Genomic DNA, 11877 nt, shown 5'->3' with positions numbered 1-11877 from the left:
GCGGGGTGGCCGGGGCGGTCCGCCGCTCCGGCCACCCGGACGCCTAGAGCGGCAGTGTGTGGCCCAGCACGCCGAACGGGCGGGGGTCGCCGGTGAACCGGTAGTGGCGCAGCACGTCGGTGAAGCCCATCCGGTAGTACAGCCGCCACGCGCGCGTCGGCCCCTCCGGGGTCGACAGGAGCACCTTCGACGTGCGCACCCCCGCCAGCAGCCTGCGCAGCAGCTCCTCGCCGATGCCCCGGCCCTGGCTCGCGGGCGCGACGTGCACCTCGGTCAGCTCGAAGTAGTCGTCCAGCCAGCGGTCCGCCTGCTCGGTGCCGGACTGCTCGATGATCCCGCGCCGCACCTGCTCGTGCCACCACTGGCCCGCCGCGCCCCGGTAGCCGTAGGCGATGCCGACCATGCGGTCGTCGGTGTCGAAGGCGGCGACGCAACGCCACTCCGCGCGGAGCATGTGCGCGAGCCACATGGGCGCGCGTTGCTCCGCCGTGCCCGCTGGGTAGCGCATCGCCGTGACGTACAGCGACAACGCTTCTGGCAGGCGGGAGCGCAGTTCGTCGGCGGAGAGGTCGACGAACCGTTCCACTCGTGGCGGGACCGCGGTCACGACAGGCGATTCTCCTCTCCGTCCGCGACGGCCGCAGCCGTGCCCCCCGTCAGGGTGAGCAAATCGGCGTAGGTCGTCGGGAACACGGACTTCGGGTGGCCTGCGGCCGCCCACACCACCGCATAGCGTGCCAGGTCTTCGTCCACGATCGTGCGAATCCGGTGCGGATGTCCCATCGGCGCCACCCCGCCGATCGCCTGACCGGTGTGTTCGCGCACGAACGCCGGGTCGGCCTTGCCCACCTCGTCCGCGCCGACGAGGGCCGCGAGGACCGCCGTGTCCGCGCGGTGGGCGCCGGAGGTCAGCGCGAGCAGCGGGCGCACCTCGTCACCGTGCGTAGCCCGGAAGACGAGGCTGTTGGCGATCGCCCCGACCTCGACGCCGAGCGCGGCCGCGGCCGCCGCCGCGGTGCGCACCTCGTCGTCGAGGATGCGGATGCCGTCCGCGGCGGCGGTCATGCCCGCCTCCCGCAGCGCGGCGGCCGACTTGCTGATCGAGGGGTGGTCCAGAGAGGTCATGGGCCTATCTGACCACGGATGTGGCCACGATCGCCGCTGAAATTCCCGGTCGAGGTTGAGTCTCCCGGCAGCCGCGGCTAAGCTCGAATTGTTCGAACACCCGTTCGAACGCCGGCTCGGTGGCAGGGTGGGGGAAGCGCCTTGCCACCGAGCCCCGCCGGCTTCCCCACGGCACGTCGTCACAGCCAGTGATGACTTCCCGATCCGCGAGGAGATCCGGTGACCGCGACTCTCGATTTTCCGAATCACCACTCGGCGGCGCCCGAGTCAGCGTACGGCCTGCTCGCCCAGGCCGAGTCCGGGCTGTCCGCCGCGGAGCTCGAGCAGGACGCGGCGCGGCGGTTCGCGGACGCCTACCTCGCGGCGTTGCGCGCCGCCGCGGCGCTGCTCGCCATGCGCGGGCGCCCGCACCGCGCCCGCTCGCGCCCGATGAGCGTCTGGACGCTGCTGTCGTCGGTCGCGCCGGAGTTACGCGAGTGGGCGGCGTTCTTCGCGTCCTGCTCGGCGACCCGCGCGTCGGTGCAGGCGGGCATCACACGGGCGGTCAGCACCCGGTCGGCCGACGACCTCGTGCGGCAGGCGGGGCAGTTCATCGAGCTGGTGTCGCGGCTGGTCCGCGGCGCGGACGACCGGTGACCGTCACACCACTGGTCGACTACGCGCGTCTGCTCGACGTGCTGGACACCGAGGGGGAGCGGCTGGCCACGTCGGCCACGGGCACGGACCCGGAGCTGGAGGTGCCGCACCTGCCGGGCATGAAGCTCGGCGAGGTGGTGCGGCACGTCGGCTCGGTCTACCGGATGGTCGTGTCCTGGCTGCGGGACGGCGAGCGGCCCACCCGCTGGCAGCGTGAGCCGGCGGCGGACCAGAGCGTCGTGGACTACCTGCGGGCCGGCCTGCTGGCGGTCGTCGAGGAACTGGACCGGCACGACCCGCTCGACGGCGCTCCCACGTGGTGGCCGGAACACCAGGTCTACGGCTTCTGGTGCCGCAGGCTGGCGCACGAGACCACCGTCCACCGCGTCGACGTGCAGCTGACCGGCGCCAAGCTCATCGTCGGCGACCTCGCGCAGGACGTGGCGACCGACGGCGTCGACGAGATCATGTCGCTGTGGTTCACCCACCGGCTCGGCGTGCTCGGCGTGACGGACGTGCTGCCGGGCACCGTGGCCGTCAACGCGGGCGGCCGCCGCTGGATCGCGAAGGTCAGCACGACCGGCACGTCGGCGTGGCGGGCGACCGACGACGAACCGGCCGACGCCACGGTCTCCAGCGACCCGGCGGGCATGTACCTGTGGCTGTGGGGCAGGCGGCCGGGCGCGTACGTCCAGGAGTCCGGTGACCCGTTGCTGGTCGCGCAGCTGAGGTCCCTGCTGCGGATCGCCACCCGCTGAACTGTCGGTGGTGTCCGCTAGTTTGCGGCACATGTCCACGCGACTGATCAACGTGGTGGTAGACGCGGCCGACCCGGCGGCCCTGGCCGAGTTCTGGGTGGACCTGCTGGGCTGGCGGGTGTCCCATGCGGACGGCGACGAGGTGGACGTGGCCGCGCCGCCGGACGACGGCTGGGAGTTCGACCTGGTCTTCGTCCCGGTGACGAGCCAGAAGGTGGGCAAGAACCGGGTGCACCTCGACCTGTCCAGTGCCTCCCCGGACCACCAGATGTCGATCGTGGCCCACGCGGAGTCCCTCGGCGCGACGCGGGCCGACGTCGGGCAGGGCAACGTCCCGTGGGTCGTCATGGCCGACCCGGAGGGCAACGAGTTCTGCGTGCTGGAACAACGCCCGGAGTACGCGGCGTCGGGCGCCGTCGCCGCGGTGGTCGTCGACGCGGAGAACCCGTTGCGGCTGGCGGAGTTCTGGTCGGCGGCGTCCGGCTGGCCGGTGGTGGCGACGACGAGCCGGACGGCGTCGCTGCGCTCGCCGAGCGGGCGCGGGCCGTGGCTGGAGTGCGTCCACACCGGCGAGCCGCACCGGGTGAAGAACCGCGTGCACCTGGACGTGGCGCCGTTGCCGGAGGACGACCAGCGGGCGGAGGTGACACGCCTGGTGGAGCTGGGTGCGCGCAAGGTCGACGTGGGGCAGGGGTCGGTGCCGTGGCAGGTGATGGCCGACGTGGAGGGGAACGAGTTCTGCGTGCTGACGCCCAGGTGAGGTCAGCTGCCGCGGCGGCGCAGGCGGTCGTGGAGCACCCTGCGGACCAGCAGCGCGGCCTTGTCGCGGGTCGCGCTCTCCGGGAGGGGTTCGCCCTTCAGGGTCTGCAGCACTGACAGCAGCAACTGGTTCGTCGTGGTCCACAGCGGTACGAACTTGCCGGTGACGGGTCCGGTCGCGGTCAGCGGGCCGCCCACCGCCTCGGTCACCGCACGGGCGAGGTCGACGGTGCCGCCGTCGCGGAAGACGAGGTGCACCTCGTCGTTCTCCACGCGGAGCTCCATCTTGCGCGCCGCCAGTTCCTCGGGGGTCGCGTCGGTGGTGTCCTCGGTGTCGAACTCGTCGACCTTCGCGGCGACCGCGGCCGCGTCGACACCCAGGTCGGCCAGCACTTTCGCGGCCATGCTGCCCTCGGCGCGGATCAGGGCCTCCAGCAGGTGGTGGCTGCCCATGGGGGCGTCACCCGCGAGCGCCTGAGCCGCGCTGACCACCTCTTCCGCCGCGTTCGTGCGCGGCGCCGGCTCGCCGGCCGGGTGCTCGCGCACGCCGTCGTTGAGCAGGTCGTTGACCATGGCGCGGATGGCGCCGGTGTCGGGGACGCGGTCGGCCAGGATCTCCGCTGCCAGGCCGTCGCCCTCGCGCTGGAGCGCCAGCAGGATGTGCTCGGTGCCGATGTAGTTGTGCTTGAGCTGCAACGCTTCCCGCAGCGACAGCTCCAGCACCTTCTTGGCGCGCTTCGTGAACGGGATGTGGCCCGCCGGGGTCTCCTCCTTGCCGAGGCCCACTTTCTCCTCGATCCCGGCACGCACCGAGGCCGCCGTGATGCCGAGGTTGCGCAGGGCCCGCGCCGCGACGCTCGTCGGCATGGTGAACAGGCCGAGCAGGATGTGCTCGGTGCCGATGGAGTCGTGTCGCAGGTCGCGGGCTTCTTCCTGGGCGCGGACCACCACAGACCGGGCCTCCGCGGTAAAGCGCTCGAACATGCCGTCGATGGTCTGCCCTGACTGTGACCCTGTCAATACAGTGTCATTGATACCCTCTCCCTGTGACGGACTGGGATGAGCGCCTCTCCCGCTGGCGGGACGAGCTGGAGCTGTTCGCGCAACTCGAGGAAACGCCGTGGGTCACGCTGGCCCAGGCGGAACAGGAGACCGGCGTGTCCCGGTCGGCGCTGCGGGCGTGGTACCGCAACGGCGAGATCGAGTCGCGGCTGGTCGACGGCCCCAACGGCCCGCAACGGCTGGTGCCGCTCGACGCCGTGGTCGCCAGGGCCGCGCAGTCCCCCCGCATCCAGCGGCGCGCGGAGCGCGAGGTCAGCCTGGAGGCGCAGGTGACGCTGCTCCGCCACCGCGTCGACCAGCTGGAGCTACGGCTGGCCGCACTCGAGAAGGACAAAGAGAAGTAGGCGGCGGAGCCCCCAGGCCTCCGCCGCCCCTTTCCCTCCCCGGTCTTGTCAGGACACGAGCGCGCGCCCGCCCGCACCCAGTTCCGTCACCCCGGTCAGGCCCGCGATCTGCACCGGCCGTGTGCGGTACGGCTCGGCGACACCGGTGCCGAGCTGGCCGCCCGCGTTGTCGCCCCAGCCCCACACCCGGCCCTGCCCGTCGAGCACGTGCCCGCCGTTGCCGTGGCCCGCCACGTCGACCGCGCCGGTGACGTCCACGACCTGGACCGGCACGTTCGACGTGCAGGTCCCGCAGTCCACGCCGTTGCCGAGACCACCCCGCTCGCCGGAGCCCCACGCCCACACCGTGCCGTCGGCCTTCACCGCGTACGCGTTGGTGGTGTCCGCGGCGATCGAGACCACGTCGGTGAGGCCGCTGACCCGCACCGGGACCCGCGAGAACGCCGCGGTCGTGCCGTCACCGAGCTTGCCGCCGGTGTTGCTGCCCCACGCCCAGACCGACCCGTCGGCGGTCAGCGCGTAGGCGTTCTTGCCGCCCGCGGCGATCGCGGTGACCCCGGTCAGGCCCGCCACCGGCCGCGGCGTCGGGGTCTCCACCTCGGTCCGGTCGGTGCCGAGCTGACCCTCGTCGTTCCAGCCCCACGCCAGGACCGTGCCGTTCCCCCGCAGCGCGTAGGCGGCGCCCTCACCACCCGCGATCGCGACGGCGTCGGTCACGCCGGTGACGCCCAGCGGGCCACCGTAGGACTCGTTCCTCGCTTCCGGGCCGAGCGTGTAGTGGTAGTTGACGCCCCACGCCAGGACGCCGCCGCTCCGCAGCATCGCGAGGCCGGTCGGGCCCAGCAGGCGGTCGGTGGCCTCGGCCACCGCGACCACGTCCGTCCGGTCGTCGATCCGGACCGGCCCGGCCAGGTACCCGGCACGCCAGTCACCGCCGAGGCTGGCGCTGCGGCCCCAGCCCCACATCGTGCCGTCGGCGAGGGCCGCGTAGTGCGTGGAGACGCTGACCACGTCCGACAGTCCCGCGATCGGTGTGGGCCCGGACTTCGACGACGTCGTGCCGATGCCGAGGTGGTACAGGTTCGGTCCCCACGAGTACGCGCAACCGCTCGTGCACGGCGGGTACGAGTAGCGGAAGTAGCCCGCGAGGTCGGCTGCGGCGTGCACGCTGCCCGAGGAGAAGTTGTGGATCAGCGTCCGCGCGCCCGGGTTCTCACCCTCGAGCGTGATGACGGTCAGGTTCGCCGCGATCTGCCCCGCCACCAGGTTGACGACGGGCGGGACCCACACGTTGGTGGTGTAGTGCGTCGTGCTGAGCTCGGCGGTGGCCGTCGGCGCGATGCCGGTCAGGTTCACGATCGCGCCGACCGCGTCGTCGGGCAGGGCCGGCGACCGCAGCGGCAGCCGCTGGCCCGGAGTGATCGGCCCGGCGCCGGTCGTGCCGGTGCCGTCGCGGGTGTCCAGTACGCGCAGTGGGTTCACCGGCGTGAACACCGCCCCGAAGGCGGGGGTGTAGAAGCCGGTGAGGTAGACGTTCAGGTCCAGTTCGCCGTTGTGGTTGTAGAGGCTGACCGTGCGACCGGGCCCCAGCGCCACGGTGGCCATGTTCGAGGTGGCGGCGGTCGCCGGGATGTTGACCGTGGAGCTGATCGGCCGCGTGGTGCCTGCCGGCCACGCGGTGACGAACGTGCTGGTCGTCGCCTGGCTGCCGCGGACGTTGATGGTCACCGCGGTCGCCGTCGACGGCACGAACTCGCTCACGTCCAGTGTGGTCGTGCTCCGCGTGCCGAGGTGCGTGCTGAGCACCCCCCGCCCGTCCAGCGGCACGAACTTCGCCGCGTCACCGGTCGAGTAGTACCCCGCCAGGTCGACGACGAGGTGCGTGTTGCCCGAGTGGTTGTACAGGTCGACGACCCGGTCCGCCCCGACGGTCACGGTCGCCAGGTTGGCGCGGATCTCACCGGCCCGCAGGTTCAGGTTCGACGCGACCGGCCTGCTCTGCCCGTGCGGGTAGGCAGTGACGAACGTCGACAGCGTCGGCTGGACCCCGGTCAGGTTGAACACGACGGCCGTGGCGCCCGCGGGCACCTTGTCGGCCAGGTTCACCGAGACCACCTTGCCCTGCCCGACCGGCACCCCGCTGCCCAGCCGGGTGTCCAGCACGCGGGTCGGCGGCAGCGACGTGAACGTGGACCCGCCTGCGACCGCGGTCGGCGACGGCGCGACCGTGTGCACCGGCTCGGCGGCGGCGCCGCCGGACCCGGTGAGAACGAGCCCTGCCACGGCGACCGTGACGAGGGCCGCGGAAAGTGACCGCACGTGTGCAACCCCCACAGAGAAGATGTCCGAACCCCGACCGGTCGTCATTCAACCCCGCGGCGGGCGGTGCGGAACACGAAGCGAGCACGCACTTTCACCCGCTGTGCGCGGAATGTGCACCGTGGACGGTCATGCGCGCAGGCGCAGCCCCTTCGGGGTCGCGCGGAAGCCCGCGTCGCGCAGCACGTCCGCCAGCCCCGAGGTGAGCGCCACCTCGCCGTCGGCACGCTGGACCGCCAGCTGCCCGAGCCAGCCCTCCCGCACCGCACGCGACAACGCCTCGGCCGCCGCGCGCAACGCCGTGTCGTCCTCGGTGAAGGACAGCAGGGAGCGGCCGCCGCGTTCCACGTACAGCGCGGGCACACCGTCCACGAGTACGGCGAGCGCGCCCGCTTTCCGCCCTGGGCGGTGCTTTCCGGTGCCCACCGGGTCCGGCCACGGCAGTGCCGCGCCGTACGGCTGCGCCGGGTCGGCCGCCGCCAGCACGGTCGCCTGCACGTCCGCCGCGACCTCACTGTCCACCCGGGACAGTGCACGTAATCGGTCCACCGCCCCGCGTGCGGCGAACTGCGACGCGCCAAGGCCTTCCACGACGTAGCCGCGCACGATCTGCCCGGACTCCTCCATCGCGCGCAACACCTTGTACACGCCGGTGAAGCCGCCGGTCACCCGCTCGGTGTCGAGCGCACCGCGGGTCAGCACGCCGTGCCGTTCCAGGAAAGCCTCCGCGCGGGCGTGTGCCCGGCGGGTCGGGTCCTCCTCCCTCGGGACCACCAGCGACCACCGGCCCGCCACCGTCGGCGGCCCGGTCCTGCTCGGCATCGACGGCCGCGCGCCGCGCAACCGCGCGTACCGGCCACGCGGCGTGGAACTGCGTGGCTTGTGCGCCGCGCCGCGGCCCGACACCAGCGAACGCAGCGGCGCGATCGTGTCGTTGGTGACGAGCCCCGACCACACCAGATCCCACAGCGCGGCAACGACGTCCGCGTCCGACGGCGCCTCGGCGCCACCGTCGAGCAGGATCGCGCCCGCCCGTTCGGCCAGCTGCCGGAAGAACAACGCGCCACCGTCCATCGCGGACAGCACCGCGCCGTGCAGCGGCGTGTCGGGTACCGCCTCCTCGACGTCCGGCAGCAGCAGGTCGGCCACATCCGCGGGCGCCACCGCGATCCAGCCGTCGCCACCCGCGAGCGCACCGGTGCCGCACCACGTCACCTCGCCCGCCGTGGTCAGCTCGTCCAGCAGCGACGGCGTGTAGCCGGGCAGCCGCGACGGCAGGATCAGCGACTCGAACCCGCTCGCGGGCAGCGGCGCACCCGCCAGCTGTTCCACCACCGACAGGACGTCGTCCGCGGTCGGCGCGTGCCGCAAACGCTTGCCGACCCCGTGCCAGGTGGGCAGGAACCGGCCCAGCGCGGCCGGTTCGACCGGTTCGACCTCGGCACGCAGCTTCGCGAGCGACGCCCGGCGGACCCGCCGCAGCACGTCCGCGTCGCAGTACTCCACGTGCGTGCCGCCGGGTCGCAGTTCGCCGCGCACGAGCCGCCCCATGCCGACCATGCGGTCCAGCACCCCGGTCACCACCGCGACCCCGAGCCCGAACCGGGCCGCCACCTCATCGGCGGGGAACGGGCCGTGTGTCCGCGCGTACCGCGACAGCAGGTCGCCCAGCGGGTCGTCGACCGGCTCCGTGAACGCCTCCGGCACCCCGACGGGCAGCGCGACCCCGAGCGCGTCCCGCATCCGGCCCGCGTCCTCGATGATCACGAACCGTTCCTCGCCCGCGATCCGCACCCGGATGACCCGCCGCTGCTTCTCCAGTTCGTCGAGCCAGCCCGGTTCGACGCCGCGCAGCGCGGCCTCCGCCGGGGTCAGATCGCCGAGGAACCGCAACAGGTCCGCGGTGTCCTCCGCGTGCCGTGCGTGCCGCGACGGTTCCAGCCGCTGCAGCGACTGCTCCACCTCGGCCAGCACCTCGGGGTCGAGCAGCTCGCGGATCGCTTCCGAGCCCAGCAACTCCGCCAGCAGCGAGGAGTCCAGTGACAGCGCCGCCGCCCGCCGCTCGGCCAGCGGCGCGTCGGCGTCGTAGAGGAACAGTCCCGCGTAGCCGAACAGCATGCTGCGCGCGAACGGTGACGGTGCCGGCGTCTCCACCTCGACGACCCGCACCTTCCGCGCCCGCACCTCGGCCATCAGCGACTTCAGCCCCGGCAGGTCGTACACGTCCTGCAGGCACTCCCGCATGGCCTCCAGCACCACGGGGAACTGTTCGTACTTCGCCGCCACCGACAGCAGTTGCGACGCCCGCTGCCGCTGCCGCCACAACGGGGTCCGCTTGCGCGGGTCACGCCTCGGCAGCAGCAGCGACCGGGCCGCGCACTCCCGGAACCGCGACGCGAACAGCGCCGACCCGCCGACCTCGGTGACCACGATCTGCTCGATCTCGTCCGGGTCGAGCAGCACGTCCTCGGCCTCAGCGACGACGTCGGAGCCCTCGTCGTCCACGGTGTCCGGCAGCTGGATCACGATGCCGTCGTCGGAGTGCGCCACCCTGGCCTCGATGCCGCGCCGCTCCCGCAGCCGCGCGCCGATCGCGAGCGCCCACGGCGCGTTGACCTGCGCGCCGAACGGCGAGTGCACCACCATCCGCCAGTCACCCAGCTCGTCGCGGTACCGCTCGATGAGCATGGTGCGGTCGTCCGGGACGTGGCGGGTGGCCTCCTTCTGCTCGGTCAGGTACGCGATGAGGTTGCCCGCCGCGTACTCGTCGAGCCCGGCGGCCGCGGCCCGCGCCCTGGCCTCCGGTTCCGGCATGCCCGACATCTCACGCAGGAACTTCCCCAGCGCGCGGCCGAGTTCGAGCGGCCGCCCGGGGGTGTCGCCCTTCCAGAACGGCATCCGCGCGGGCTCACCGGGAGCCGGGGTGGCGATCACCCGGTCGGCCGTGATGTCCTCGATCCGCCACGACGACGTGCCCAGCAGGAACGTGTCGCCGACCCGCGACTCGTACACCATCTCCTCGTCCAGCTCGCCGACCCGCGACCCGGATCCGCCCTCGGACGCCGGGGTCATGACGGTGAACAGGCCGCGGTCGGGGATCGTGCCGCCGGAGGTGACCGCGAGCCGCTGCGCGCCGGGCCGCCCGCGCAGCTCGCCGTTCACCCGGTCCCACGTCACCCTCGGCCGCAGCTCGCCGAACTCCTCCGACGGGTAGCGGCCCGCCAGCATGTCCAGCACCGAGTGCAGTGCCGACTCCGGCAGCGCCGCGAACGGCGCCGCCCGCCGCACCAGCGCCGCCAGGTCGGTCACCGACCAGGTCTCGAGCGCCACCATCGCCACGATGTGCTGGGCCAGCACGTCGAGCGGGTTGCGCGGGTAGCGCATGGACTCGATCGCGCCCTCGCCCATCCGCTCCGCCACCACCGCGCACGACACGAGGTCGCCGCGGAACTTCGGGAACATCACCCCGCGGGACACCGCGCCCACCTGGTGCCCCGCGCGGCCGATGCGCTGCATGCCGGACGCGACCGACGGCGGCGCCTCGATCTGGATGACCAGGTCGACCGCACCCATGTCGATGCCCAGCTCCAGCGACGAGGTCGCCACGACGCACGGCAGCTGCCCCGACTTCAGCGCCTCCTCCACGGAGGTCCGCTGCTCGCGGGACATCGAGCCGTGGTGCGCGCGGGCCACGGTCGGGGTCTCGACCCCGGCCGCCCAGCCCGACTCCGCGATGGCCTCGGCGGGGAAGCGGCCGACGTCCTTCGGGTAGACGGGTTGTTCCGCGGCCAGCTCGTTGAGCCGGGAGGTGAGCCGTTCCGCCAGCCGCCGCGAGTTGGTGAACACGATCGTGGACCGGTGCCGGCGGACCAGCTCCAGCACGCGTTCCTCGACCGCGGGCCAGATGGACGGTCGTTTCGGACCGCCCATGCCACCCGTCATCTCCTCGAGCGTGCCGATGCCGCTCGGCAGGTCGAGGTCGAGGTCCGGGTCGGGGGTGACGGGGTGGTCCGGCGGCGGTGGCCCGTCCAGCTCGGTCATGTCCTCGACCGGCACCACCACGGTCATCTCGATGGTCTTGCCGATCTTCGGCGCGACCACGGTGACCGGCCGCCCGCCCGCGAGGAACCCGCTGACCTCGTCGACCGGCCGGACCGTCGCCGACAAGCCGATCCGCTGCGCGGGCCGGGGGAGCAGCGCGTCGAGCCGTTCGAGCGACACCGCGAGGTGGGCGCCGCGCTTGGTGCCCGCCACGGCGTGCACCTCGTCCACGATCACCGTCTCCACCCCGCGGAGCGACTCGCGCGCGGCGGAGGTGAGGAGCAGGAACAGCGACTCCGGGGTGGTGACCAGGATGTCCGGCGGCGTGCGCTGGAACGACCTGCGTTCCTCGGCGGGGGTGTCGCCGGTGCGCATGCCGACCGTGATGCCCGGGTCGGGGTCGCCCAGCCTGCGCGCGGCCTGGCTGATGCCGGCGAGCGGCGCGCGCAGGTTGCGCTGCACGTCGACGGCCAGCGCCTTCAGCGGCGACACGTAGAGGACCCGGCAGCGCTCGGTGCGCTCCGCCGGCTTCGGTTGCGTGGCGAGCCGGTCGAGCGCCCACAGGAACGCCGCGAGGGTCTTGCCGGAACCCGTCGGCGCCACCACCAGCGCGTGCTCACCGTTCGCCGCGGCACGCCACGCGCCTGCCTGGGCGGACGTCGGCGTGGCGAAGGCGCCGGTGAACCACTGCCTGGTCGCCGGCGAGAACAGGTCGAGCACGTCGGAACTCACGGGACCATCATGAACCCGGGCACCGACAATTTTGATCCGTGCAGGTCAGGGGCCGATATCCGGGACCTGTCCCATGGTGTCGGACCGTTCTGGCAGCATCT

The 11877-nt window shown here is 73.0% G+C and carries 9 protein-coding genes and 1 pseudogene; 4 read left to right on the top strand and 6 right to left on the bottom strand.

Going from position 1 to position 11877, the window contains the following annotated elements; all coding sequences use genetic code 11:
* Nucleotides 1-43 precede the first annotated feature (43 nt).
* A complete protein-coding gene (locus ACYQ77_RS31155; protein ID WP_459717429.1) occupies nt 44-607 on the bottom strand; it encodes a GNAT family N-acetyltransferase in 564 nt (187 codons plus the stop codon).
* A complete protein-coding gene (locus ACYQ77_RS31150) occupies nt 604-1125 on the bottom strand; it encodes a YbaK/EbsC family protein (protein ID WP_459717427.1) in 522 nt (173 codons plus the stop codon). Before ACYQ77_RS31150 ends, ACYQ77_RS31155 begins: the two co-directional genes overlap by 4 nt.
* A 219-nt stretch (nt 1126-1344) precedes the next feature.
* Between ACYQ77_RS31150 and ACYQ77_RS31145 the strand changes: the two genes are divergently transcribed.
* Genes ACYQ77_RS31145 through ACYQ77_RS31135 form a run of 3 tightly spaced genes read left to right on the top strand, consistent with a single transcriptional unit; the run spans nt 1345 to nt 3279 of the window.
* Nucleotides 1345-1761: an SAV_6107 family HEPN domain-containing protein gene (locus ACYQ77_RS31145; RefSeq protein WP_459717426.1), complete on the top strand. Its 417-nt coding sequence runs from the start codon at nt 1345-1347 to the stop codon at nt 1759-1761.
* A complete protein-coding gene (locus ACYQ77_RS31140; protein WP_459717424.1) occupies nt 1758-2519 on the top strand; it encodes a maleylpyruvate isomerase N-terminal domain-containing protein in 762 nt (253 codons plus the stop codon). Before ACYQ77_RS31145 ends, ACYQ77_RS31140 begins: the two co-directional genes overlap by 4 nt.
* Before the next feature lie 31 nt (nt 2520-2550).
* Nucleotides 2551-3279, top strand: a complete 729-nt coding sequence (locus tag ACYQ77_RS31135) for a VOC family protein (protein WP_459717421.1) — start codon at nt 2551-2553, stop codon at nt 3277-3279.
* A 2-nt stretch (nt 3280-3281) separates the two neighbouring features.
* Here ACYQ77_RS31135 and ACYQ77_RS31130 read toward each other — a convergent pair whose 3' ends face one another.
* Together ACYQ77_RS31130 and ACYQ77_RS31125 are read right to left on the bottom strand one after the other, a co-directional pair.
* The gene (locus ACYQ77_RS31130) at nt 3282-3851 is read right to left on the bottom strand and encodes a Clp protease N-terminal domain-containing protein (RefSeq protein ID WP_459717710.1); all 570 of its coding nucleotides are present in this window, start codon (nt 3849-3851) and stop codon (nt 3282-3284) included.
* Nucleotides 3831-4262, bottom strand: a pseudogene (locus tag ACYQ77_RS31125) (Clp protease N-terminal domain-containing protein); the annotation flags it as partial. The pseudogene ACYQ77_RS31125 and the gene ACYQ77_RS31130, both read right to left, overlap by 21 nt.
* Nucleotides 4263-4324: 62 nt before the next feature.
* Here ACYQ77_RS31125 and ACYQ77_RS31120 point away from each other — a divergent pair.
* Complete coding sequence (locus tag ACYQ77_RS31120) at nt 4325-4684, top strand: excisionase (protein WP_459717420.1); 360 nt, start codon at nt 4325-4327, stop codon at nt 4682-4684.
* A gap of 48 nt (nt 4685-4732) precedes the next feature.
* Here the strand turns inward: ACYQ77_RS31120 and ACYQ77_RS31115 are convergent, their stop codons facing one another.
* Both ACYQ77_RS31115 and ACYQ77_RS31110 read right to left on the bottom strand, forming a co-directional pair.
* A complete protein-coding gene (locus ACYQ77_RS31115) occupies nt 4733-7003 on the bottom strand; it encodes an RCC1-like domain-containing protein (RefSeq protein ID WP_459717417.1) in 2271 nt (756 codons plus the stop codon).
* Nucleotides 7004-7132: 129 nt separating this feature from the next.
* Nucleotides 7133-11776 (bottom strand): ATP-dependent helicase, encoded by a 4644-nt coding sequence (locus tag ACYQ77_RS31110; protein ID WP_459717415.1) that lies wholly within the window; start codon nt 11774-11776, stop codon nt 7133-7135.
* Between the last annotated feature and the right edge of the window lie 101 nt (nt 11777-11877).

Source organism: Actinophytocola sp. KF-1 (assembly GCF_054661535.1).
Note: the sequence above shows the minus strand (reverse complement) of the source record. Positions and strands in the feature narration are given on the sequence as shown.